Source organism: Methylocystis sp. SC2, assembly GCF_000304315.1.
GTDB lineage: Bacteria > Pseudomonadota > Alphaproteobacteria > Rhizobiales > Beijerinckiaceae > Methylocystis.
Genome location: NC_018485.1, coordinates 1,036,405 through 1,061,440, shown reverse-complemented (window position 1 = coordinate 1,061,440; position 25,036 = coordinate 1,036,405). Strand labels below are relative to the sequence as shown.

The following is a 25,036-nucleotide window of genomic DNA, read 5'->3' as shown; positions in this document are numbered from 1 at the left end:
CGATCGGATGAAGGGCTTCCTCATCCTGAGGAGCGTGCGAAGCACGCGTCTCAAAGGACGAGGAAGCCCGTTTTCGCCTAGTTTTCTTACTCTCGTCCTTCGAGACGGCTCCTTCGGAGCCTCCTCAGGATCAGGGTGAGGAAAACACCCGTCACGCAATTCCGGCGTAGCCTTAAGCGCTTCGCTTGGCGCGGAAGTAATGGAAGTCGCCGCGCGAAATGATGCGGTCTCCCGGCGCGAGTTCGTGCGCCGCGAGGTCCGAAGCGCCGCGCAGCCGATCATAGATCGGCGCAAAATCCTGATAGCCGTCGGCGAGAAGCTTCTCGAAGCTTTCGATGACGAAATAGGTCTGCTGGAAATCGCTGATGATGTAATTCGTTCGCATGACGCGTTCGAGGTCGAAGACGACGCGGTTCGGCGACGAGTCTTCCAGCGAGAAAATCGTTTCAGAGGGCGAAGACATGATTCCGGCCCCGAAAATGCGCAGCCCTTTCGGCGTCTCGATCAGGCCGAACTCGATCGTGTACCAGTAGAGCCGCGCGAGATTATGGAGCTGCCCGCGCGCGAGCGCCCGTCGGCCGCCCTTGCCATAGGCTTCGAGAAAGCGCGCATAGGTCGGATTGGCGAGGAGCGGCACATGGCCGAAAACGTCGTGGAAGACGTCGGGCTCCTGGAGATATTCAAGCTCCGACTCCGGGCGAATGAACGCCCCGGCTGGAAAGCGCCGATTGGCGAGATGATCGAAGAAGGCGTCGTCGGGAATCAGCCCCGCCACCGGAACGACGCTCCAGCCGGTCATCGCCCCCAGTCGGCGGCTCAGGTCGGCGAAATCCGGGATGCCCGAGCGCGAAAGTTCGAGCTTTTGCTTCGCCTCCAGGAATTCGTCGCAGGCTCGGCCCGGCAGGAGCTTCGCCTGGCGGGCGAACAGCCGGTTCCAGCGATCATGCTCCTCGTCGCTGTAGGAAGCCCAGTTCTGATCTATCGTCCAGTCCGCCTGTCGCGGCGCCTGCGCGTATCGATTCTTGCTTTCGCTCGTGAGCTGCAGTTCCATCGCCGAATTCCGTCATGGAAGGCGTCTCTCTCCAACATATAGGCGCGCGGTCCCGTCTTGCGAGATGACATCGGCCGGACGCGCCTTAGATGAGCGAACATGGAAGAGCTTTGGCATTTTGTCGGCGGACGCCGGGTCAAGGGAAAATCCGGACGATTCGCCGACGCCTATGAGCCGATGACCGGAGCGACGATCTCGCGCGTGCCGCTCGCCAGCCGCGACGAGGTGCGCGAGGCGATCGCCGACGCCGCCGCGGCGCAGCGAGAATGGGCGGCGGTCAATCCGCAGCGCAGAGCCCGCGTGCTGATGAAATTCGTCGATATCGTCGGGCGGGAGAAGGAGCGGCTCGCGGCGATTCTCGCGCGCGAGCACGGCAAGACGCTCGCCGATGCGCAGGGCGAGATCCAGCGCGGCGTCGAGGTCGCCGAATTCTGCATCGGCGTTCCGCATCTGATGAAGGGCGAATTTTCCGATTCCGCGGCGGCCGGCCTCGACGTCTATTCGATGCGCCAGCCGCTGGGCGTCGTCGCGGGCGTTACGCCTTTCAATTTTCCGGTGATGATTCCGATGTGGAAATTCGCTCCGGCGATCGCCTGCGGCAATGCCTTCATTCTGAAGCCCTCCGAGCGCGATCCCGGCGCGCCGCTGCTTCTGGCCGAACTGATGCTCGAAGCCGGCCTGCCGCCGGGCGTGTTCAACGTCGTCAACGGCGACAAGGAAGCCGTCGATGCGCTGCTCGAGGAGCCTGAGGTCAAAGCCATCGGCTTCGTCGGTTCGACGCCGGTCGCCGAACATGTCTACGCGCATGGCGCCGCCCACGGAAAGCGCGTGCAGTGTTTTGGCGGCGCGAAAAACCACATGGTGATCATGCCGGACGCCGACATGGATCAGGCGGTCGACGCCCTCATCGGCGCCGCCTATGGGTCCGGCGGCGAGCGCTGCATGGCGATCTCGGTCGCCGTGCCGGTGGGCGAAGAAACCGCCGACGCGCTCATCGCGCGGCTCGAACCGCGCGTGGAAAATCTGCGCGTCGGGCCGTCCACCGATCCTTCCGCCGACTTCGGCCCGCTGGTCACCCGTGCGCATCTGGAGCGGGTGAAAGACTACGTGGCTCTTGGCGTAAAGGAGGGCGCCAAGCTGCGGGTCGATGGACGCGGCTTCAAAATGCAAGGCTATGAGAACGGTTTTTATATGGGCGGCTGCCTGTTCGACGAGGTGCGCCCGCAGATGCGGATCTACAAGGAGGAGATCTTCGGCCCGGTGCTCTCCGTCGTACGCGCGCGCGGCTTCGACGAGGCGCTGTCGCTGGCCAATGATCACGAATATGGCAATGGCGTCGCCATCTTTACGCGCGATGGCGACGCCGCGCGCGAATTCGCCTCGCGGGTCGACGTCGGCATGGTCGGGGTCAATGTGCCGATCCCGACGCCGCTGGCCTATTACACCTTCGGCGGCTGGAAGCGTTCGATGTTCGGCGATCTCAATCAGCATGGGCCGGACGCCATGCGCTTCTATACGAAGACGAAGACGGTCGCGTCCCGCTGGCCGGGCGGCGTCAGGACCGGCGCGAGTTTCGTCATGCCGACCTTGTCCTAGCCATGATGCGCGCGGCGTTCATCGGTCTCGGCAATATGGGCCGTCCGATGGCGGCGGCGCTGGCGCGCGCCGGCGTCGAGGCGCGAGGATTTGATCTCAACGCCTCGCTCGTCGAAGCCGCCGCCCAGGAGGGCGTCGCCGCCGCACGGTCGGTGCGGGAGGCGATCGAGGGCGCCGATGTCGCCATCACCATGCTGCAGAGCGGCGATCAGACGCTTGCCGTCTGGCGCGACATTGCGCCGCAAGCGCGCGGCAAGCTGCTCATCGACTGCTCGACGGTCGACGTCGCAAGCGCGCGCGCCGCGCATCGGCTGGCGCAAGAGAGCGGCGCGCTCTCGGTGGATGCGCCGGTGTCGGGAGGCGTCGCCGGCGCGAAAGCGGCGACGCTGACCTTTATGTGCGGCGGCGAAGCGGAGGCGTTCGCCGCGGCGAGGCCCATTCTCGAGCATATGGGCGCGCATGTGCTTCATTGCGGCGGCGCCGGCATGGGGCAGGCGGCGAAAATCTGCAACAATCTCATGCTCGGCGCCACGATGATCGCGACGGCCGAGGCTTTCGTGCTCGCGGAAAGGCTCGGCCTCTCGCATCGGGCGCTGTTCGATGCGGCGTCGATCTCCTCTGGTCAGTCCTGGTCGCTGACGACCTATTGCCCCGTGCCGGAGATGACGCCTGCGTCGCCGGCGAACAACGACTACAAACCCGGCTTCATGACCTCCCTGATGTTGAAAGATTTGCGACTCGCGCAGGAAGCCGCCGCGCTGGCTGGGGCGGCCTCGCCGCTCGGCGCCGTCGCGACGCAGCTCTATGCGCTGCATCAGGCGGCGGGCCAGGGCTGCGCCGATTTTTCCAGCATTATCAGACTGATTCGCGGCGAACAGACAATTTCGAACAATCTTGATGTTGAGACAAACACGACATAGCGTGCGGCGGCAGGCGCTTGAAGCGGATCAGCCGCACATTCTCTCCACGTCTTTATAGGAGGCGACACGTGTCGAATCATTTTACCGGCCTTAGTCTTGGTCCGCCGCTCGGCGATCAAAGGTTGGACCTGTGCGATCTCTACGCCTTTCAGTCTCCAAGCGATCCGTCTCGGACGGCGATCATCCTCAACGCCAATCCCTCCTGCGATGAGTTCCATCCTGAGGCGATCTACCGGCTTAATATCGACAATGACGGCGACTGCCTGACGGATATTGCGTTCAGCTATGTGTTCTCGCCCAAGGAAAACGGCAGGCAGACTTACGACGTTTATTTGGCGCACGGGGCAGAGTCGCATTCGCCCGAACCCGTCGGCGAGAAGATCGTCTCCGGCGCGGAAGTCTCCTTCGGGCCCAAGCCGAACATCGTGCGATCAGGCGATTTCACCTTCTTCACGGGCGTTCGCAGCGACGCGTTCTTTTTCGACTACGACGGCATTCTGGCCTTGTACGACACGTCCGGCGGCAGAAATTTCACGGCGCCGCATCTGGGGGGGAAGTCGCCCTGGACGGGCAAGGATTCGAACACCGAGGCGAACATCCTGTCTACCGTGGTCGAGATGCCGACGAGCGCGCTCGGCGGCAATCCGACGGTTCGAATCTGGGGGCGGTGCAGCGTTCGTAGCGACGGCAAGCTGGTTCATGCCGATCGCGCCGGCCATCCGTCAGTCAGCAGCTTCTTCAATACCGATGAAACAAAGGAAGAATATAACGCCAGCGAACCCGTAAACGACCGCGCGCGCTGGCTCGAACTGTTCATTCATCTGATGGGCCATACCGGCGACTACACCAGGGATGAAGCGATCACGGCGATCGACGAACACGGCATCCTGCCGGACATGCTGAGCTTCGATCCCACCAGGCCCGCGGGCTATCCCAACGGCCGCACTTTCGCCGACGACGTCATCAATTTTCGGCTGTCCTTTCTCTCGAAAGGCGACATCCCGCCGGATGGGCTGCAGCCGCATACCGACACGTTGAAAGAGTTCCCCTACCTCGGGACGCCGCACCCGAAGTAATTCGGCGGCGACAAACGGGCGCGCTGGCGCGCCCGTTTTTTTCGTCCTTTGCGGCGCCCGAGATTACCGATGGCGGGTTTTCTTCGGCTTGGCCGGCGCGGGCGGCGGCGGCGGGGGGGTCACCGGCATATATTGCAGGCTGACATTGCCGACGCCGGCGGAAACATTGAGGCCGGTGCCAAGGGAGACGGACACGGGCTGCAGTGAGATGGTCTTGTTGGAGCCGCCGACAAGGACCGCTCCGCCGGCGCCGGCGCCGACGGCGACCGACCCTTCCGCGCCGACATAGTCTCCGGCCAGCGCGCCAGGCGCGACGCTGTTGGTGGCCGCAAGCACGCTCCAAATCATCTGACCCGGACCGCTGATGCCAATATTGGCGCCGACATTGGTCAGTCTGCCGATGTAATGCTGGGGCGGGCTGCCCTTAGCGTCCGTATAGACGCAGTCGAGCGCCTGATTCTCCATGATGATCATGCCGACGCCGCCGGAAACATGGCAGAGAAGGGTGCCGACTTGCACCGACTGCGCCATGGCGGCGCTGGACGACAGCGCGATGAAAGATATCGCGCACATCGCGCGGCCGAGCGAGAAATGAGACATTATCGACTCCAATTGATGGGTGCGGAACTTAGCCGCGCGGCGGGACTTTAATGGCGAAAAATACAAAAAGTAACCCCGCCGGGAATTCGTTGGGCAGGCGCAAGAATATCTGCGCACGGGGGATCGCGCCCGGGCCGAACGGCGCGCGGCTTCGCGCCGGGGCGATCCGGCGCCGAAAAGCCGGTCGAGCGCGGCTCAATGCGCTGGCGCGGAGTTCGAAGCGCCGAGCCGGACGCGGCGCAGACACAAGGCGAACGGGATGATCGTCGCTGCGACGAGCGTCAGGGCGTAGAAAACGTCGATATAGGCAAGATGGGACGCCTGCGTTTGCATCTGCCGGCCAATCCAGATGACGGCCTGCCGCCGCGCCTCCGACGCCGTTCCGCCGAGGGCGAGGAAATGTTCGGTGGCGCGCCGCAACGTCTCCTGAAACTGGATATTGGATGGAATCGTATTTTCGGCGAGACGATTCAAATGGAACTGTTCTCGATGCGCCAGGACGTTTTGTGCAAGCGAGACGCCTATGGAGCCTCCCACATTGCGCGCGACATTGATGAGAGCGGAAGCCTGATCCGTCTTCTCCGGTGGAAGGCCTTGGTAAGACGCGGTCGTAATCGGAATGAAAATGAGCGGCAGGCCGATGCCGATGTAGATGCGCGTGCGCGCGAAATACCAGAAATCGACGTCGCCATAGAAACTCGTCAGATTGTAGATCGAAAGAGCGACGATGGCCGCTCCCGCCATGATGAGATATTTTGGCTGCACTAGGCTCGATAGCCGCCCGACGACGATCATCATCGCCATCGTGACGACGCCTCCAGGGGACAGCACCAGTCCAGCGAGAGTCGCCGTATAGCCGAAGGAGAGCTGCAACAGCTGCGGCAGTATTTGCGTCGTCGCGATGAGGACCGCGCCGAGCGCCATCATCACAGCGAAGCAGGCGCCGAACTGCCGCGTGGCGATCATCCGAATGTCGACCACCGGGTTTTCGCGTGTCGCCTCCCAGGGGATCATGAAGGCGAAGGCGGCGGCCGAGAGGATGGCGAATCCCACGATGAAGTTCGAGCCAAACCAGTCTTCGCGCTGACCGCGGTCGAGCACGACTTCGAGAGAGCCGAGGAAGGTCGAAACGAGAAGAAAGCCGACGAGATCGAAGGGCGCCGCCGACGGCCTGTCTTCCGGTTCGCGCAACACAACGGCGACCATTGCGATCGACAGAAGCCCGATGGGGCCGTTGATCAGGAAACACCAGTGCCAGGAGTAATTGTCGGAAAGCCAGCCGCCGAGCGTCGGACCGATGACGGGCGCAACGACGACCGCGATGCCAAAGAGCGCGAATCCCTGTCCCCGCTTTTCCGGCGGAAAGGCGTCGGCCAAAATCGACTGCGAGACGGGCACCATTCCGCCGCCGCCAAGCCCTTGCAGGACTCGAAAAAAAAGCAGCGAACGGATGTCCCAGGCGAAGCCGCACAATATCGAACTGGCGGTGAAAAGCGCGAGACAGACAAGAAAAAACGGTTTGCGGCCAAGCGCCTTCGCCAGATGGCTGCTTGCCGTCAGGATCACCGCATTAGAGACGAGATAGGTCGTCACCACCCAGGTGGCTTCGTCGGGCGAGACGCCCATGCCGCCGGCGATATAGGGCAGGGCCACATTGGCGATGGTCGTGTCCAGAACTTCCATGAAGGTCGCGACCGAGACGACCATGGCGATCAGCCAAGGATTAGGGGAATCCGACGCTTCCCCGGCGGCGCCGACGTCGTCTGCGACGCTCACAATCGGGTTCTCAAACGTTCGTAGATCGAGAGCTGCGGGCGCACGCGAATGCTCGGGACGACCGACATCCCAGGACCCAGCACCACGTCGGACGGCAAATCGCTAAACGAGATTTTTACGGGCACTCTTTGAACGATCTTGACGTAATTGCCTGTGGCGTTCTCGGCCGGGAGCAGCGAGAACGCCGTGCCGGAGCCCGGCTGAACGCTGACGACGCGGCCCCTGAACTCGCGTTCGGGATAAGCGTCGATGCGCATTTGCACGGGCTGGCCCGGCCGCATGTCGTCGAGCTGCGTCTCCTTGAAATTTGCGGTCACCCAGATGTTGTCGGGAACAAACATCGCAAGGCTTGTGCCGGCCTGCACAAGCTGGCCAACCGCCGCTGTCAGTCGAACGACGCGGCCAGATTCGGCGGCCTTCACCGTCGTATAAGAGAGGTCGAGGCGCGCCTTATCGACCTGCGCGCTGGCCTGCCCGATCCGCGCCTCCGCCGTCGCGCGCTGCGCCTCGAGCGACTGGACCTGAGCGCGCGCCGCCTGAAGCGTGTCGCCGGCGCGCTCGCGTCGGGCCTGTTCTTGCCCGAGCTGCGACGAGGTTTGCTGCTGGCGTTGCACGGTGCCGGTGCCGCGCTGGACAAGCGTGCGAGATCGCGTCGCCTCCTGCTGGGCGAAGCGCAGCGCAGCCTGGGACTGCTCGACTTGAGCTTCGGAGGCGCCGATCTGAGCGCGCTGCGCGGCGATTTGCGCATCGAGATTCTTCGCGCTCGCTTGCGCCGCGGCGAGTTGAGCCTCCGCGTCAGCGAGGGCAATTCGATAGTCGCGCTGATCGATGCGCGCGATGACGTCGCCGGGGGAGACATGTTGATTGTCGGTCACCTCGACCGCGGTGAGATAGCCGGAGACTTTCGGAGAAATGGAATATTGGCGCGCGTCGACGAAAGCGTCGTCGGTCGTTTCGAAATGCGACGCATAGTCCCAGTAAATAAACCCGCCGACGCCGAGCATGATCAGCGCCAGCGCGCCCAAGAGGATAAGCGCCGGGTGACGTCGAACGAATCCCACCCGCCGGGCGGCGCTCGATGGCGGGCCGTCAGATTCGGCGCGACCGCGCTCGAGCGGCGCCATTCTCGTCTCGGTCATTGCGCAACCCCGCGCAAGCCATCGCTACGCCGCGCCGGCTCCAAATTGCTACAGCCTGCCGATGAGCGCCATCACGAGGACGATTGCGAGCAGGGCGCCGACAATTCCGCCGGGGCCATATCCCCATCCAGAGCTGTAAGGCCATGTCGGCAGGGCGCCGATAAGCAACAACAGCAGAACGACAATCAGGACGGTCGAGAGCATGGCTGAACTCCGCTTGTCCGGGCGCGCCCCTTGCGCGACAGTTTCAAAGCGCAACTCTCACGCTCGGCAAATGTTCCTCGCGAGCTCCGGGGGCGGACGAGGGCGCAACGGCCCTGCTTGCATTCCGTTGCGCTGGGCCTAGGTTTTCATCGAGAGGCGGCCGCTGCCCGCGGTAGCCCTACACGGAACGGCTCGCGACCTCGGATGTAAAGGCGCGAGCCGTTTTCTTTGAGCGTTTTCGCTTAGCGCGCAGGCGCCCCCGCAGGCGCAATATTCAGCCGCGGGTCGTCTTTCGGATCGTAATAGTCGATCTGCCAAGGACCGGCGGCGTTGATCTGGAGCACTGAATCCTCGTCGACGAAAACATAATGCAGCACGCCGGCGGGCATCGAAATGAAGCTTCCCGCCGGCAGCTTCTCGACCGTGGCGCGGTCGGCCGCCTGTCCTCGACCGAAACTGAAGGCGCCGGAGATGATCGTGACGAGTTCGGCCTTGGAATGCGTGTGTGGTGGGACGCGGTAGCCTTTCGGCGCTTTGATCCTGACGACGAAGTCGCCTTCTTTGCCTGGATCCCCGTACAGCACCGCCATTTCGGCGCCGCCGGGCAGCGAACTCGGCGCCGGCTCCCATTTCATGTTTTGCGGAAGAAACACGCGATGCGCTTCGACTGCGCCGCCCTGGGCCGCTCCGCCGCAGGCGAGGACGCCGGCGACGATGATCGCTATTGTTGTTTTCATGAGTCCCTCCCATCGCCGCGATCTGTTTACCCGCACGACGCTAGCCGCGTCGGCTGCGCGGCGCCTTCAGGGCGAGAGATATAGGGCGAGAGCGACGGCGCTCATCCCTTCGCGGCCGGAAAAGGCGTAGGCGTGTGAAAAGGTCGCATTGGCGCCGGGGACGGGCGGTCTAGCCCCACCAGAAGATCGCCGCGACAATGACGTAAAGACCGACCAGCGCCGCCCCGTCGACCATGTCCGCCCGGCCGTCGACGGTGACCACTGTGACCACGAGCACTGAAAGAAACATGGCCGCCGCAAGAATCGGCGGAATGGCGAGCGTGAACGGGGCCGCGCCGCCCATCGCAAAACTGACGAGCACCAGAATCGGAATAAGCGCCACGGCGACCTGAAGCGCCGAGTTCAGAATAACGCTGACCGCGAGATCGGCCTTGCCTTGCGCCGCGAGCCGAATTCCAACGACGTTTTCGACGGCGTTGCCGGCGATGGCGACGATTACAAGGCCCGAGAAGGCTTCGCTGACGCCCAGCGTTTCGATCGCCGGACCGAGCGCGTCGACAAACCAGTCGGAGACGAAGGCGGCGCCGCCGCCGCAGGCCGCGAGAACGCCGATCGCGGCGCCGAGCGACCATGCATGCGCGCGCGCATGGGTCTCGGCCGGCAGCGTGCGCTGCCCCTGACTGAGCATCGCATGGGTGAGCACAACAAAAACGAAAAGAAGCACGATCGCGCAGACGACGGCGAGCTCCTGCTCATGCGCGCCGCTCGGCAGATGCAGCTCCTGCGCGAGCGTCGGCAGCACCAGCGCCGACACCGCCAGCAGAAGCAGCGTCGCGATCATTCGCGGCGTCTGACTTTCGAAGTGAAGGACGCCGACCCTCCACCCGCCGCTGATAAAAGCGAGGCCCAGGACAAGAAGCGCGTTCGACAGAATGGAGCCGATCAGCGACGCCTGCACGACGGTCAGCAGCCCGGCCCGGAGCGCGAAGATGCAGACGAACAGTTCCGGCAGATTGCCGACCGCCGACTGAACAATGCCCGTCGCCGCCGGCGAGAGGTGATTGCCAAGCTGATCGGTGGCTTCGCCAATCACATGCGCGACGCTCGCCAGGGCCAAAGCCGAGGCGATGAAGTTCACGATGGGTCCTGCTTGCGCAAAATGCAGCGCCGCGGCGACTCCCACAAGTCCGGCCGCGGGAGCCATCGTCGCGAGGACTTTCCGGTTGGCGGCTGCGCTCATTTGCTTTTCCTTTATTCGGCGACGCGCGCCACGAGCGAATCGACGCCTTGCGCGGGCGCCGAGGGTGGATGGTGTTTGAATGAATGCAAAGACGCGCCGGACCGGTCAATCCGCCTTGCGCGGCTCTCGACCAAGACGCTTCTCCAGGTCGACGATGCGTCTTGTGGTCTGCAAGACCGTGTCGGGATTGAGGCTGATCGAATCGATTCCCAAGCGCACGAGGAATTCAGCGATCTCCAAATAATCCGAGGGCGCCTGGCCGCAAATGCCGCAGTGCCGACCGTTGCGCTTGGCCCCTTCGACCGCCAAACGAATGATCTCCTTGACGCCTTCGTCCCGCTCGTCGAAGTCGAAGGCGACGGTTTCGGAGTCGCGGTCGACGCCAAGCGTCAGTTGCGTCAGATCGTTCGAGCCGATCGAAAAACCGTCGAAATGTTTGGAGAAGTCGTCGATAAGCATGACGTTGTTTGGAATTTCGCACATCACGTAGATTTCGAGCCCGTTCTTGCCGCGTTCGAGACCGAGTTCGCGCATCAGCGACATGACCTTCTCCGCTTCTTCGATCCGGCGGCAGAAGGGAATCATCAGCTTGACGTTGGTCAGACCCATCTCGTCGCGCACGCGGGTCATTGCGGCGCATTCGAGCGCGAAGCCTTCCCGGTAAGCAGGGTGAGCATAGCGCGACGCGCCGCGAAAGCCGATCATCGGATTGGCTTCCTGCGTTTCGAAAACCTCTCCGCCGAGCAATGAGGCATATTCATTGCTCTTGAAGTCGGACATGCGCACGACGACGGGCTTTGGATAAAACGCCGCCGCGATCGCGCCGACGCCTTCGGACAAGCGCTTCACGAAGAATTCGCTGGGGCTTGCACAATTGGCGGCCAGTCGCGCAATTTGGGCGCGTTCGCGCGCGCCGAGCCGCTCCGGGTGAACGAGCGCCATCGGATGCGCCTTGATCGAGTCGGCAATAATGAACTCCATGCGCGCAAGGCCGACGCCGTCGTTGGGCAGAGCGGCAAGACCGAAAGCGATGTCGGGATTGCCGACGTTCATCATCACATGGGTGGCGGGCTTCGTCAGAGTCGAAAGATCGACGCGCTCCACCTCGAACTCGATGCCGCCTTCATAGACCTTCCCGACGTCGCCCTCGGCGCAGCTCACAGAGATCATGTCGCCGGTGCGAATGAGTCGCGTCGCCGCGTCCGTGCCGACGATGGCCGGAATGCCAAGTTCGCGCGCGACGATCGCCGCATGGCACGTGCGACCGCCGCGGTTCGTCACGATGGCGGCGGCCGATTTCATGACCGTGCCCCAGTCGGGCGAGGTCGTATCGGCGACGAGGATCTCGCCCGGCACGAAGGTTGAAAGCTCGCTGGCGCGCTCGATCACGCGCGCCTTGCCGCTGGCGATCTTCGCGCCGACCGCGCGCCCTTCGACTTTCACCCCGCCGTGCTTCGTCACCTTATAGATTTCGGCAATGTTGCGGTCGCGGCGCGACGCCACGGTTTCGGGGCGGGCCTGCACGATGTAGAGACGGCCGTCGAGACCGTCCTTGGCCCATTCGATGTCCATGGGGCGGCGCGCGCCGGCCTTGGCGCTATAGTGGTCCTCGATCTCGATCGCCTGGCCGGCGAGCCTCAGCGCCTCTTCGTCGGTGATGCAGAATTTCTCTCTTTCCTTGGCGTCGGTGGGGATGTTGCGCGTCGTCGTCCGGCCCCGGTCCGAAAAGACCATCCTGATTTTTTTCGCTCCCAGCGCGCGCTTCAAAACAGCGCGCTTGCCCTGCCGATAGGTCGGCTTGAAGACGTAGAATTCGTCCGGGTCGACCGCGCCCTGCACGACATTTTCGCCAAGGCCGTAGGCGCCGGTGATGAAGACAACGTCCTCGAATCCGCTTTCGGTGTCGATCGTGAAGACGACGCCGGACGCCGCCAAATCCGAGCGCACCATTTTCATCACGCCGACAGAGTTGAACACTTTGAAATGATCGAACCCATTGTCGATCCGATAGCGGATGGCGCGGTCGGTGAACAGGCTCGCAAAGCAATGACGAATCGCGTCGAGAACGGCGGCGGGGCCGCGCACATTGAGATAGGTGTCATGTTGTCCGGCGAAACTTGCGCTCGGCAAATCTTCCGCCGTCGCCGACGAGCGCACGGCGACCGTCAGATCGGATCCGTATTCGTCGGTGAGGCGGGCGAGGGCGCTGCGAATTTCGGCTTCGACATCGGGGGGCGTCGGCGCGCCATAAACGATGTCGCGGGCGCGCGCGGCGCGCTTGGCGAGATCATCGACGTCAGACGGGTCCAATCCGTCGAGCGCCTCTCGAAGCGCGGCCCAGACGCCCGCTGTATCGAGCGTGTAGCGATAGGCTTCGGCGGTGACGGCGAAGCCATTGGGCACCTGGATGCCCTTGGCCGTCAGCTCCCGGTACATTTCGCCGAGCGAGGCGTTCTTGCCGCCCACCAGCGGCACGTCGGCGATGTTCACCTCGTTGAAAAAGCGAATAAACCTCCCGAAGGCCGAATGCGCCGGCTTGGTCTCTTTGGAATTGGTGGAGTCGGCCGTTTTGTTCATGACGAGCTCTTTTTTGTGAGGGAGCGAGCGTGAGGCCCTCGGGCTATTGCGCCAAAATTATTACAGCTGCGCGGTGATCTTGAGCGCTTACACAGAATTTGTGTGAACAAGGCACGTTTTCAGTCGCATCGGCGCTCTCAATAGCTTAAGCATTGGTTGCTGGAGGCCGATCTGTCCTAGAAAAAACGCTTACCCCGCTGGTTATGGTTAAAACTTGACCTAATGGTCGAGATTTGGCCGGATTCTTGGCCATAATAGGAATCTGATTGGACGGCTGGCCCAACTCAGTTCGTGCGATGGCGGGAGGCGCAAATGGATTCGCTGGATCTGGATCAGGTGATGGACGAAATCATCCCGAGAGGGGACAACAGGCCGCTGGCGCCGCCAGCCCCGAACTTTCCTGTCCGTCAGCGGCTGCGCGCCACTGACGACGCTACGGCGGCGCTGGACCTCGTGTCCCAGGCCGCCGCGGCGATCAAAGAGCTCGAAAAGCAGTCTGCTCAGGCGGTGGCGCGCGCGCATAGCGCCGCCAATGCGGTGAGAGAGAAGCTGGAGCGCGCGGAAGACCGCGGCGATCGCGCCGAAGCCGCGTTGCGCAAATCCGAGTCGGAAGCCGCCGAACTCTCCGCGGCGCTCATTCAGACGCGGAAAGATCTCGATGGGGTGCAGTCGCAGCTCGCGGCGCGGCAGGCCGAACTCGCGGCGATGGAGCAGCGGGCGATCGCGGCGGAGAAGCGCGCCAGTGAGGCCGACGCCTCCGTTCAAAGGATCGTCGAGGCGATTCGGACGCAGCTTCCGGTCAAGGTCGCCGAACAGGCGAAGCCTGCGGCCTAGAGTCCGGAACTGGACGTCGGCGGGGGCGCGAGCGGCCTAGGCCGACAGGCCCCGCTGAGAGTCTGGCGCGCGCGCGAAATGCGCGAGATGCGCCGCGCCTTTGTCGCAACGGCCAGCGCGTCAGCGCCGGCGTGCTCAGGCGCGACGGCTGCGGGGCCATTCCGCCGCACCTTTTACGATCTCGGCGACGTCAACGCAGCGTCTGGCAGGGCGCGATAAAGAAAGCCGCAAGGCTCGACCATATCACGCCGGCGCTCGACAGCAGCATCAGCAGCAACGTCGCATTCATTTGGAATTCCGCTGACTCGGCCAAGTCGCCGCCGCTCTCGACCACATAGCGGCGCCAGCGGCGCGCCCCACGCGCGATGAAAACCAGAAGCGCGAGCGCGAACCCGCCCGCCACGATCACCGTCGCCCGTATGATTTGCGGCTCGCTGGACCAGCCGAGCACGCACATCAGCGTGTGCCCGCCATAGACGAAAAGAAAATGCAGGCCCCAGACGATCGGACCGGCGAGCAGAAAGCCGATGATCGTCGTCAGCGACCAGCGAGAACGCTCAGCCTTGCTTGCACGCGACATCGCCTACTCCAGCATTCGCGGAAAGCCATAAAGGAGCAGAAATCCGAGAAGCCCTTGCGCGGCTGTGTAGTACGCCAGCAGCGCCGCACTTTCGAATGATACGCGCCGCTGCGCATCCAGTTTCCCCGTGAAGAGACGCGCCAGGGCGAATCCCGTCATCACCGCGACAGTCGCCACGAGCTGCCCAGTCAAGACAACTTCCAAATACACCATCGCGCCGTAGGAATTTTCCCACGGCCGCAGGCCAGATTGCCATTGAGCATGCAACTCCATCCCGACGCCGCCAATGAGGCACAGCGCGCCGGCGATCATCAGGAGCGCCGCCGACAGGCTGATCGAGCCGGGCTTTGGAAGTGCGCGGTCGGCCATTCTGAATGCAAGAATGCTGAGAAGCATCAGCGATGCGCCGCCTAGCGCCCAACGCAATTCGGGAAACGGCGACGACCCGGCGACGGGCCAGACTTGCGGGCTGACGGTCCAAAGATAGAGGTAAGAAAACACGAAGGCGATGTAGAGCGAAGCGGCGACGAGAATAAGCACGATCATCGCCCACCAGGCGTGCGACGAAGGTCCGGACATATAGGTGGGCAGACTGATCCCGCCGCCGATCTCGACGCGTCCGCGCGGCGGCGGGTCGAGCTGCCAGCACCAGACGAGCGTGGCGAAGACGGCCACCGCGCCGCAGACAAGCGCGATCGCAACGGCCTTCACCGTCAGCAGCAGAAAGAAGGCGGCCGTGAAGACCGCCGAGAACATATGCGCCCAGCCGGGTCCCGGCATTTCAAGGAGATATTCCGGTCGGGCCTCGATGGGCGAGGTGACGATCGTCTCGCGCCGTCCGGTTGTGGCGTTCGGCAGATAATAGGCGCCCGCCGCGACGTCTTCGGCGAGATTGGGCTGATCCCAAAGCGGATAGCGACTCGTCACGATCGGAACGCTGCGCATCGAATACAGATCGCTCGGCAGCCACTCCAGCGTTCCGGCGCTCCAGGGATTGGTCTGCGTTCTCTGCGTCTCCCAGTCGCGCCGGAAGCGGACGAAGAGATCGACGACGAACACCAGCACGCCCAGCGCGAGAATGAAGGCGCCGACGGTCGACGTCATGTTCAGCGCATCCCATCCCATGGCGCTTGGATAGGTCCAGACGCGCCGCGGCATGCCTAGGAGACCGGAGATGTGCATGGGGAAAAAGGCGACGTTGAAGCCCACGAACATCAGCCAGAACACGTAGCGTCCGAGGCGCTCGGAAAGCCGGTTCCGGCTGATCATCGGGTCCCAGTAATAGAAGGTCGCAAAGAGCGGAAACACCATGCCGCCGACGAGGACGTAATGGAAATGCGCGACCACGAAGTAGCTGTCATGCGCCTGAAGATCGAACGGCACGACCGCGACCATCACGCCCGTCAGACCGCCGATGGCGAAGATGAAAAGAAATCCGAGGATGAACAGGGATGGCGTTGTGATCTTAAATCGCTCGCGCGCGGAGGCGATCGTCGCGATCCACGAAAAGACTTGAATGCCGGACGGCACCGCGACGGCCATGCTGGCCGCCGAAAAGAAACCGAGGCTCAGCGCCGGTATGCCGGTGCTGAACATGTGATGCACCCAAAGGCCGAAGCTAAAGAAGCCCGTGGCGATCAACGCGACGACGATCAGCCGATAGCCGATCAGCGGCCGCTGCGCCATCGTCGGCACGATCATCGAGACGAGACCGGCCGCCGGGAGGAAGATGATATAGACCTCCGGATGCCCGAAGAACCAGAAGAGATGCTGCCACAGCAGCGGATCGCCGCCCTGCGCCGCCGTGAAGAACGGCCAGCCGAAGGATCGCTCGATCTCCAGCATCATGGTCGCGAGGATCACGGCGGGGAAGGCGAAGACGATCATCGCCGCGAAGACCAGCATCGACCAGCCGAAGAGCGGCATCTTGTCGAGCGTCATTCCCGGCGGCCGCGTGCGCAGCATCCCGACGATGATTTCAATCGCGCCGGCGATCGCGGATATTTCGATGAAGCCGATGCCGAGCAGCCAGAAATCGGCGTTGTCTCCGGGCGAAAACTTCGTCAGCGTGAGCGGCGGATACATGAACCAGCCGCCGCTCGGCGCGAGCCCGTAGAAGATCGTCGAGAAGAACACGAGGCCGCCGATGACATAGGCCCAGACGGCGAAGGCGCTGAGCCTTGGAAAGGGCAGGTCGCGCGCGGCGAGCATCTGCGGCAGCAGAATGACGCTCAGCGCCTCCATCACCGGCACGGCGAAAAGGAACATCATCGTCGTGCCATGCACGGTGAAGATCTGATTGTAGAAATCCTGTCCGATGAAACGATTGTCGCCATGTGAAAGTTGGACGCGCATGATCAGCGCCAGCACGCCCGCCAGCAAAAAGAACAGAAAGGCCGCGCCGATATAGATGACGCCGACGAGACTATTGTTGATCTCGCTGATCTTGCGCCAGCCCGGCGGATAGGCCCAAACCCGCTCAAGCTCTTCAAGCTCGCCCGGCGGCCGTGGCGTTTCGTTTGGAAGACGCTTCGGGTCGCTTGGTCCGTCGGACATGGGCGCGCGCTCTAGGCGCCGTCCGGGCGATCGGTCCGCGCGCGCAAGCGATTGTCCTCCATATCAAGAAGCCACCGCGAGGCGATGGAGACACCGGAGAGGACATAGCTTGCCGGGCAGGCCGCCAGCATCAGCAGACCGGCAAGGCGCTGATCCGCCAGCGTCGTCTCCGTCGTCGCTCCCCAACTCGCCGCGCTTGCGTCGAGAACGCGCGGCGCGAACACAAGCAGCACGCCAAGAAGGCAAGCAAGCTTGCCGGTGATCGCGAGCGCCGCGACGCCGCGCCAGCGACCGACGCCCGTATCGCCGAGAATCGCCAGCCAGAACAGCAGGGCGGTCGCCAGCAGCGACGCGTGCATCAGGAGATGCGCGGTCGGATGCCGCTCGACATAGGCGGACGCCCCCGGCGCATGCCACGCATAGAGCAGGGCAAGCTGCGCCAGGGTGACGATCGCCAGGGCGCGACCGGTCGCAAGGACCGGCGCCGATGTGAAACGCATCCACAGCACAGCCAGAAAAGGCGCGAGCGCGCTCATCAGTAAAATATGCGTCGCCATGTGAGACGCGCGAGGTCCGAGGCCCGGACCTAAGCGAGCGGCGAGTCCGACGGCGCAGGCGACAATCACCGCGACGACGAGCTTCGACCGCGAGTCCCAAGCGGCTTGGGCGAGGCGCGCGCCGTCCGCCGTCGATGCCATCGCCAATTTCGTTCTGCTCATCGCTTCGTTGGTGCGAGTTGCGAATAAGGACCATATTGGCCAGCGCGCCGGTCAATCCAGAGCTTGCGGCGGCTATTGAAACGTCCGCCCCGTCGCCTACTGTGTAAACTTGGGGCGGCAAGCGGCGTAGACGTGGACAAATTTCAAATACTTCCCCATCTCGCGGCGCTTGCCGGCGCCTATGGGCTCGCTCTGCCGATCGGCTGGGATCGGGAGCGACAGGAGCGCAGCGCAGGTCTGCGCACCTTTCCGCTCGTCGCGCTCGCCTCCTGCGGATTTGTCCAGGCGGCTGAGCAATACATGTCGAATTCGCCTGAAGGCATGGCGAGAATCATCCAAGGCGTCATCACCGGAATTGGATTCATCGGCGGCGGCGCCATTCTCAAGCAAGGCGCCATGGTTAAAGGAACGGCGACGGCGGCGAGTCTGTGGGCCACAGGCGCTATTGGCGCCGCAGTTGGTCTCGGCAGCTACGACGTTGCGGTCGCGGTCGCGCTCTTCACTTTTGTGACGCTCAGGGCGATCACGCCGCTCGAAAACAACGTGCTGGTCGACGACGATTCGCGCGCGAACAAAGATTCCCGCGCGAATAAAGATCCGAGTTCATAGACGCGTCGCGGTTTCGCTCACGCAGAAGCGCAGGCGCAATGGCGGCAGGGAAGCCGCGTCGGCGGCGTCGAGGAACATCGACCACATCTCGGGGTTCTATCGCCTGACGAACCCGGATTGGTCATGGAGTTTCAGTTGGACGCGGCCTGGGAGCGGCTTCAGAACATTTGGCAGGGGTTCGTCGCATTTCTGCCGAACCTCGCTTTCGGACTCTTGGTCTATTTCGTCGTTTACCTGTTCGCCCTGGGCGTCGGACGCGGCGTGGCGAGGGTCGCGACCCGTTCGGGACAGCCTCCACACATCGTCAAGATTTTCTCCAGGCTCGGCCGCGGCGCCGTGAACCTGATCGGCGCCATCATCGCCCTGTCCGTCGTGCTTCCGTCGCTCGACGCCGCTTCCGTGTTCGGCGCCCTCGGCATCGGCAGCGTGGCCGTCGGCTTCGCGGCGAAGGACATCTTCCAGAACATGCTCGCCGGCATTCTCTTGCTGGTGACGCGGCCATTCCATATCGGCGATCAGATCGTCAGCGGCCCGCATGAGGGAACGGTGGAGGACATTCAGATCCGCGCAACCCTGCTGCGCACATATGACAGTCGCCGCGTCGTGATTCCCAATAGCGAGCTCTATACGAACCGGGTCGTGGTCAATACCGCTTATGAGGCGCGGCGCATTCATCTCATAATCTCGATCGGAGTCAGCGACGACGTCGCCAGGGCCAGCGCGGTGATTCTTGCCGAAATCGCCCAAATCCGCCGGGTGCTGCCGGAGCCGAAGCCGGCCGTGCTCTTTCAAGGCCTTGGCGATTTCGGCGTCAATCTGGAGGTCCGCTACTGGATCCAGCCGACGATCATGCGCGAGGTCGTCGAATCGACCGACGAAGTCTATCGCGCCATTGCGCCCGCTTTGACGGCGGCCGGCGTCGACATGCCGTTCCCCACCTATCAGATCCTCTTCCACGATCAGACCGAGGAAACCGACGGCGAGCGCGGACGACAGCGCGAAGGCTGGCCGGCTCCCAAAGAGGCTCCAGCGCCGCGCAAGCAACGACGCGAGCAGGCGCCGGCGCCCGCCAGAACTGGCGGTCTGTTTCACAGCGGCTAGGCGCGTCCTTGTCAGCCGCTTTGCTTTGCATGAGCCTCTGGAGAGCGGAATGGATCAGTCGCAGCAAGCACAACAGGCCACGCAGACGAGACTGCTGGCGATCGTCGCCTTCTTCATCGTCGCCTTCGCGTTGAGACAAACCTACCCGGTGACGATGCCGCTCGCCGCCGCCTCCGTCGTCATCGCCGCGGTGTGGCCGGTCAAGCCATGGCTTCAGCGCTACGTGCCGGAGACGCTTAGCAACATCGGCACGATTCTGGTGTTGCTGGCCGTGCTCGCGGCGTTCGCCGGCGCCATTTCCTTTTCCGTCGCACAGATCGGGCAGGCGTTCGGCGAAAATTCTGAAAAGCTGCAGCAGCTCTATGACAGAATGTCCGGTTGGGTGCAGAGCTGGGGCGGCTCGCTCGGCGGATTCGGCGGCTACAGTCGAATGATCGATCTGGCGCAGAAGGCCCTCACGAGCGTCTATAACGTCATCGCCTATATCGGCGTGATTGGCGTGCTCGTCGCCTTCGGCCTTCCCGAAGTCACGCTTCTGCGAAAGAAGATCGGACAGCAACTCGGCGGGCGCGAAAGACGCGAACTCGTCGACGCCGTCGACTCGACCGCGGTGAAGATCCGCCAGTATCTCTGGGTGGCCACCCTGACCAGCACGATCACCGGCGTGGCGACTCTGGTCTGGTCGCTGGTTCTCGGCCTGGACCTGGCGATGGTGTGGGCGCTGCTGAACTTTCTGCTCAACTATATTCCGGTGATCGGCAATATCATCGGCATTTTGCCGCCAACGCTCTATGCGATCATGCAATACGATGGCTGGACGATGGCGGCGATTACATTCCTGGGCTTTTCGGCGATCCAAATCGTGATCAGCAATGTCGTCACGCCGATGCTTCAGGGCCAGCGCCTATCGCTGACGCCGATGGCGATCCTCGTTTCACTTTCGGTTTGGACCTGGATCTGGGGAATCGCCGGCGCCTTTATCGCCGTTCCGCTGACATCGGCGCTGATCATCCTCTGTCAGCACTTTCCGAGCGTCCGCTGGATCGCGACGCTGCTCTCGGACGATCAGGCGGAGAGCGCCGCCTCACCGGAACAATCGGAGATGGCCGCTCGCCGCTCCATGGGATAACGCCGTCGCGGCCCGGCGGATCCCCTCCCTTGGAGCCGCACCTCAGGCGAGGAGGCAGGCGTTGCTCTGCAGGTGGCCGAGCACGCGATCGACGTGCTCGGCGGCGCAGACGGCGATATCGGCCGGATCGACCACTGTCTGACCGGCGCGCTGAAAGGTCACGCGGCCGGCGTCCGCCGCGGCGATCGTCGAGGCGATCAGGGCGTCACGGTCGTTGCCGCCGTCGAGCAGCGGCGTCACCAACTGGGCGACGATATCGAGCCGAATCGGCTCATGGCGCAGATTAGCCGAGTGCAAGACGCCGGCGGCCGCGTCGGCCCGCAGCATGGGGCAGGCGAGAGGCTTTGCTGAAAGCGCGCGAGCGATCCGCATGGGTTCCGTCGAGCCCGTCAAAAGGCCGACGAGCGTCATGCGCATAAACGCGTCGGCGATTCTGGATCGCGTCGCCTCGTCGACGGAGGCGCCGCGCACCTCCATCGCTGCGACGATCTCGTCGATCGAACTCGAATCCGGCAGCCGCGCGGCAAGCGCGTCCATGGCCTTGCGCACGCCCGGATCCTGTGTGGAAAACCAGGCGCCGGTGCCGTCCGCGAAAAAGGCGTTGCCCCCCTCTTCGCGCGAAAAGCCGAAGTCCGTCCGCGCCAGAAAGTGCAGGCCCGCGAGCGCGTCGGGCATAATCTTGCGGACGCATTTACTCTCCCGCTCCTTGTGGATGAGCAGGCTCTGGCGGAAGGTCCGGCCGGTGAAAATGTCCATATGCTGTTCGAGCGACACCTGATTGTCGCCCGCCAGCGCGCGCAGCAAGGGCGCCGCGGCCGGATTCATATTCTCGGGCATCATGGTCGAAAGGGCCGCCTCGCCGAGATAGGCCAGTCCGTGGCCCCCGGCGCTCGCCATGAACTCGGAGAAACTGCACGGCTCGTTGCAGTCTTCGAGAAATTCGTGGCCGATGTAGGAGTCGTCGGCCATGCGCAAATTGGCGGCTTCGGCCCGGAAAATAGCGCCCCAGGTCGTCTCCGCCGGCGTGTTCTGCTCCAGAAAGGACAGCATTTCGCGGGCGCGGGCGACGCGCTCGCGCAGCGAGCCATGCGGCCCGACGTGCAGCCCCAGCGCGTCGCGCAAGGTCTGCCGCAGCCGCCATCCGGGCTGAACATTGTAGCTGACAAAGGCGACCCCGTGCGGCGCGAGATTTTCTCGCGCGATCCGCAGAATAGCGTCGCGCACCTGCTCGGGCACCCAGCTGTAGACGCCGTGACATATAATATAGTCGAAGCCGCCGTCCTTGGACCGAAGGTCGGTCAGGCTCTGGCGGCGTAGATTGACGTTGGACAGTCCGAGGGCGGCGATTCGCTGCTGGCCCTCCTCGATCTGCCGCTGCGACAGGTCGACGCCGAGAAAATAGGCGTCCGGGTGACGGGCCGCGAGCGGAATGAGATTGCCCCCGGCCGCGCATCCAAGCTCCAAAACCCGGGCGCGGGAGAGATCGGGGGCCGTCAGCTTGAAGATGCGGGCGACCGCGCCAAGCCGCGCCGGATGCGTCTGCGGAAAGGGATGCGAGACATAAGGAAGATCGTCGTAGGAGGCGGCGTTGCGCGCGATCGCCGCCTGCACGGCCGTCCCGAAGTGAGTCGTCATAAGCAAGTTTCCGGAGCCCAAGGAGTTTCATTCTCCACTTGGCCCGGCCAATTTGCAACGTGGCGAGATTCGCCTCCGCTCATCCTCGAGCATCGCGCCGTCTCGGCGTTCGAACTCCCGAGTCGCCCCGCGAACGATATTTGGAGGGGCGACGCCTTCCCAAGCAAACGACCTACGTAAGTTTACGGAGGCGGTCTCGAGGCGAACCGATTACTCGGGGAACTTCAATTATTTGAGATTAGACGGCGCGCTTGTTGCGCCTTTACGCAGGTCCTCGGCACTGTTTCCTATTTATCACAGCTGCCGGAAATGTGGCCAAACCGAGCGCTAAAGGCGCCGTTCATCGTTGACTGTGCATGCCCGTCCAAATTTTATTCATCGCGACCACTTGTCACCGCGCTCGGCAAATTCGCGGTTCGGTGCTCTTCGCAGTCCTTAGGAATGGGAACTGACCATGACCAAACTGTCTCAGAAACTCATCAAACCCAAAAACGGTTCCCTCGCATTTCGTCGCGTGCTGATGGGCGGTTCCGCCGCCATCGCGATGGGCGCGGCATTCGCGCCGACGTCGGCGAGCGCCTTAGTCTGCCCCGGATCGCCCTCCATCGCCGGGCCCCTCGCGTTTGCCTGCGGCAATCTCAACGCCGCGTTCGGTCCCGGCTCGAACGCCATCGGCACGCTCAACGGCGTGCTCGGCATCGGCTCGAACGCCATCGGCACGCTCAACGGCGTGATCGGCATCGGCTCGAACGCCATCGGCACGCTCAACGGCGTGGTCGGCATCGGTTCGAACGCCATCGGCACGCTCAACCTCGTGATCGGCGACGGCTCCAACGCCTTCGGCACGATCAACGGCGTGTTTGGCGACGGCTCCAGCGCGTTCGGCTCCAAGAACCTCATCATCGGCGACAAGTCGACCAGCGTCGGCAACACCAACGGCGTGTTCGGCGACAGCTCCAGCGCGTTCGGCTCCAAGAACCTGATCGTCGGCGACAAGTCGACCAGCGTTGGCGCCGCCAACGCGGTCTTCGGCGACAGCTCCAGCGCCTTCGGCTCCAAGAACCTCATCGTCGGCGACAAGTCGACCAGCGTCGGCGCCGCCAACGCGGTCTTCGGCGACGGCTCCAGCGCCTTCGGCTCCAAGAACCTGATCGTCGGCGACAAGTCGACCAGCGTCGGCAACACCAATGCGGTCTTCGGCGACAACTCCAGCGCATTCGGCACGGTGAACGGCGTTTTCGGAGACAATTCCGCGGCCATTGGCGCATTTAACTTCGTGGGTGGCGACGGCTCGCACGCCATCGGCACGCTGAACGGCGTTCTCGGCGATGGGTCGAACGCCATCGGCACGATCAACGGCGTCATCGGCGACGGCTCGAACGCGGTCGGCACCATCAACGGCGTCATCGGCGACGGCTCCAACGCCTTCGGCACCATCAACGGCGTCATTGGCGACGGCTCCACCGCGACCGGCTCGAAGAACCTCGTGATCGGAGACAAGTCGACCAGCGTGGGCACCACCAACGCGGTCTTCGGCGATGGCTCCACCGCGACCGGCTCCAAGAACCTGATCGTCGGCGACAAGTCCACCAGCGTCGGCAACACCAACGCGGTCTTCGGCGACAACTCCAACGCCTTTGGCACCGTCAATGGCGTGTTCGGCGACAACTCCAGCGCCTTCGGCGCGGTCAATGGCGTGTCCGGCGACGGCTCGACCGCGACCGGCTCCAAGAACCTCGTGCTCGGCGACAAGTCCACGGCGGTCGGCAACGGCAACTTCGTGGCTGCCGACAAGGCCCAAGCCTTCGGCTCTGGCAATCTGGTCACCGGCGACAAGGGCACCGCGGTCGGCACGGGCAACTCGGCGACCGGCGACAATTCTTTCGCCGGGGGTGTTGGCTCGAAGGCGACAGGTCAAAACGGCATTGCTCTAGGTAACGGGGCTACGGCCGGACCCGGCGCCAACGCGATCGCGATCGGCACGGGCGCGCAAGCACAAGGCTCCGTTGCGATCGGCGCCGGCGCTCTGGCGAACAAGGGTGGCACGGCGGTCGGTGACGGTTCTTCCGCCTGGGGCTTCTTCGGGGATTCGAAGAACTCCGCATTTGGCAATGGCGCTCAGGCCGGCACAAAAGCGGCTCCGAGCTTCCGTTCGACGGCGCTCGGTACCAACGCTAAGGCCAACCTCGCCGTCAATTCAACGGCGGTTGGCACGGACTCGAACGCTAGCGGCAGCTTTGGCTCGTCCGCGGTCGGAACGGGTGCGACAGCGACCGGCAGCTTCCTTTCGACGGCATCTGGCACGCTGGCTAACGCCAACGGCAGCTTTGGCTCTTCTGCGCTGGGTTCGGGCGCTACGTCCGTCGGCAGCGTCGGCTCGGTGTCGGTTGGCCTAGGCGCCAACACAAACGGAACCGTCGCCTCGACGGCGGTTGGGGCCGGAGCGAACGCCAATGGCTTCAACGGCTCAACGGCTTTGGGCGCTGGCGCGACCAACACCGCGAACAACCAGATCATGCTCGGCACGGCGGCCAACACCTACCAGGCGCCTGGCATCACATCCGCCGCGAGCTTGGCCTCGCAGGTTGGCGTGACCAAGTTCACCACCACGGACGCCCAGGGTCATCTCGCGACTTCGGCGTTCGGTCCGCAGGACATCCAAGGTCTGCAGGCTGGCGTCCTTGGCCTGGCGCAAAGCGTGTATGACCTCGGAAGAGGGGTGCAACGTGGTTACGAGGGCACGGCGGTCGCCGTCGCGCTCGGCGGCGCCAGCTACCTGCCGGACAACAAGTTCTTCTCGGTCACCGGCAACTTCGGCACCTTCCGCGGCCAGTACGCCCTCGCCGCTCAGGGGCAACTGCGCTTGAACGAATGGGCGGTGGTCAATGCCGGCATCGGCGCGGGCCTCAAATACGGCGGCGTCGCCGGACGTGCGGGCCTGACCCTGGCTTGGTGAT

Annotated in this window: 20 protein-coding genes; 8 read left to right on the top strand and 12 right to left on the bottom strand. The window is 63.6% G+C overall.

The window, feature by feature from the left end; all coding sequences use genetic code 11:
* Positions 1-172: 172 nt before the first annotated feature.
* Entirely contained in the window at positions 173-1,051 is an 879-nt protein-coding gene (gene phhA / locus BN69_RS05015; RefSeq protein ID WP_014890476.1) for a phenylalanine 4-monooxygenase, read from the bottom strand.
* Positions 1,052-1,150: 99 nt separating this feature from the next.
* On the opposite strand from phhA, the gene BN69_RS05010 reads away from it, so the two are divergent.
* The 3 genes from BN69_RS05010 to BN69_RS05000 all read left to right on the top strand — a co-directional run bounded on the left by BN69_RS05010 (position 1,151) and on the right by BN69_RS05000 (position 4,643).
* Positions 1,151-2,647: a CoA-acylating methylmalonate-semialdehyde dehydrogenase gene (locus BN69_RS05010; protein ID WP_014890475.1), complete on the top strand. Its 1,497-nt coding sequence runs from the start codon at positions 1,151-1,153 to the stop codon at positions 2,645-2,647.
* 2 nt (positions 2,648-2,649) lie between these two features.
* A complete protein-coding gene (gene mmsB / locus BN69_RS05005; RefSeq protein ID WP_014890474.1) occupies positions 2,650-3,567 on the top strand; it encodes a 3-hydroxyisobutyrate dehydrogenase in 918 nt (305 codons plus the stop codon).
* 68 nt (positions 3,568-3,635) lie between these two features.
* Positions 3,636-4,643 (top strand): DUF4331 family protein, encoded by a 1,008-nt coding sequence (locus BN69_RS05000; protein ID WP_014890473.1) that lies wholly within the window; start codon positions 3,636-3,638, stop codon positions 4,641-4,643.
* A gap of 63 nt (positions 4,644-4,706) precedes the next feature.
* Here BN69_RS05000 and BN69_RS04995 read toward each other — a convergent pair whose 3' ends face one another.
* From BN69_RS04995 to ppsA, 7 genes are all read right to left on the bottom strand, one after another.
* Positions 4,707-5,243 carry a DUF992 domain-containing protein gene (locus BN69_RS04995; RefSeq protein ID WP_014890472.1) on the bottom strand — a complete coding sequence of 179 codons (537 nt, stop codon included), beginning with the start codon at positions 5,241-5,243 and terminating at the stop codon, positions 4,707-4,709.
* A gap of 195 nt (positions 5,244-5,438) precedes the next feature.
* On the bottom strand, positions 5,439-7,019 hold the full coding sequence (locus tag BN69_RS04990; protein WP_014890471.1) for a DHA2 family efflux MFS transporter permease subunit: 1,581 nt from the start codon (positions 7,017-7,019) through the stop codon (positions 5,439-5,441).
* Positions 7,016-8,158, bottom strand: coding sequence for an HlyD family secretion protein (locus BN69_RS04985; protein ID WP_014890470.1), 1,143 nt, complete (start codon positions 8,156-8,158; stop codon positions 7,016-7,018). The genes BN69_RS04990 and BN69_RS04985 overlap by 4 nt, the downstream gene beginning before the upstream one ends.
* 48 nt (positions 8,159-8,206) lie before the next feature.
* Positions 8,207-8,362 carry a DUF3309 family protein gene (locus tag BN69_RS18685; protein ID WP_014890469.1) on the bottom strand — a complete coding sequence of 52 codons (156 nt, stop codon included), beginning with the start codon at positions 8,360-8,362 and terminating at the stop codon, positions 8,207-8,209.
* Between the two features lie 242 nt (positions 8,363-8,604).
* Complete coding sequence (locus BN69_RS04975; protein ID WP_014890468.1) at positions 8,605-9,099, bottom strand: cupin domain-containing protein; 495 nt, start codon at positions 9,097-9,099, stop codon at positions 8,605-8,607.
* 169 nt (positions 9,100-9,268) lie between these two features.
* The gene (locus BN69_RS04970) at positions 9,269-10,339 is read right to left on the bottom strand and encodes a calcium:cation antiporter (protein ID WP_014890467.1); all 1,071 of its coding nucleotides are present in this window, start codon (positions 10,337-10,339) and stop codon (positions 9,269-9,271) included.
* 105 nt (positions 10,340-10,444) lie between these two features.
* Complete coding sequence (gene ppsA / locus BN69_RS04965) at positions 10,445-12,916, bottom strand: phosphoenolpyruvate synthase (RefSeq protein ID WP_014890466.1); 2,472 nt, start codon at positions 12,914-12,916, stop codon at positions 10,445-10,447.
* A gap of 312 nt (positions 12,917-13,228) precedes the next feature.
* Between ppsA and BN69_RS04960 the strand changes: the two genes are divergently transcribed.
* On the top strand, positions 13,229-13,750 hold the full coding sequence (locus BN69_RS04960) for a hypothetical protein (RefSeq protein WP_014890465.1): 522 nt from the start codon (positions 13,229-13,231) through the stop codon (positions 13,748-13,750).
* Positions 13,751-13,940: 190 nt separating this feature from the next.
* On the opposite strand, the gene BN69_RS04955 is transcribed toward BN69_RS04960, so the two are convergent.
* The 3 genes from BN69_RS04955 to BN69_RS04945 are packed head-to-tail and all read right to left on the bottom strand — an operon-like array spanning position 13,941 to position 17,584.
* Positions 13,941-14,330 carry a hypothetical protein gene (locus BN69_RS04955; protein WP_014890464.1) on the bottom strand — a complete coding sequence of 130 codons (390 nt, stop codon included), beginning with the start codon at positions 14,328-14,330 and terminating at the stop codon, positions 13,941-13,943.
* A gap of 3 nt (positions 14,331-14,333) precedes the next feature.
* Positions 14,334-16,886, bottom strand: coding sequence for a cytochrome c oxidase subunit I (gene ctaD / locus BN69_RS04950; RefSeq protein ID WP_014890463.1), 2,553 nt, complete (start codon positions 16,884-16,886; stop codon positions 14,334-14,336).
* 11 nt (positions 16,887-16,897) lie between these two features.
* On the bottom strand, positions 16,898-17,584 hold the full coding sequence (locus tag BN69_RS04945; RefSeq protein ID WP_014890462.1) for a cytochrome c oxidase assembly protein: 687 nt from the start codon (positions 17,582-17,584) through the stop codon (positions 16,898-16,900).
* 153 nt (positions 17,585-17,737) lie between these two features.
* Between BN69_RS04945 and BN69_RS04940 the strand changes: the two genes are divergently transcribed.
* The 3 genes from BN69_RS04940 (at position 17,738) to BN69_RS18365 (ending at position 20,444) form a co-directional block, all read left to right on the top strand.
* A complete protein-coding gene (locus BN69_RS04940) occupies positions 17,738-18,214 on the top strand; it encodes an MgtC/SapB family protein (RefSeq protein ID WP_014890461.1) in 477 nt (158 codons plus the stop codon).
* A 123-nt stretch (positions 18,215-18,337) separates the two neighbouring features.
* On the top strand, positions 18,338-19,315 hold the full coding sequence (locus tag BN69_RS04935; protein ID WP_014890460.1) for a mechanosensitive ion channel family protein: 978 nt from the start codon (positions 18,338-18,340) through the stop codon (positions 19,313-19,315).
* A gap of 49 nt (positions 19,316-19,364) precedes the next feature.
* The gene (locus tag BN69_RS18365; RefSeq protein WP_014890459.1) at positions 19,365-20,444 is read left to right on the top strand and encodes an AI-2E family transporter; all 1,080 of its coding nucleotides are present in this window, start codon (positions 19,365-19,367) and stop codon (positions 20,442-20,444) included.
* A gap of 42 nt (positions 20,445-20,486) precedes the next feature.
* Here BN69_RS18365 and BN69_RS04925 read toward each other — a convergent pair whose 3' ends face one another.
* Complete coding sequence (locus tag BN69_RS04925) at positions 20,487-22,079, bottom strand: class I SAM-dependent methyltransferase (RefSeq protein ID WP_014890458.1); 1,593 nt, start codon at positions 22,077-22,079, stop codon at positions 20,487-20,489.
* A 454-nt stretch (positions 22,080-22,533) separates the two neighbouring features.
* On the opposite strand from BN69_RS04925, the gene BN69_RS04920 reads away from it, so the two are divergent.
* Positions 22,534-25,035 carry a beta strand repeat-containing protein gene (locus tag BN69_RS04920; RefSeq protein WP_014890457.1) on the top strand — a complete coding sequence of 834 codons (2,502 nt, stop codon included), beginning with the start codon at positions 22,534-22,536 and terminating at the stop codon, positions 25,033-25,035.
* Position 25,036: the final 1 nt, after the last annotated feature.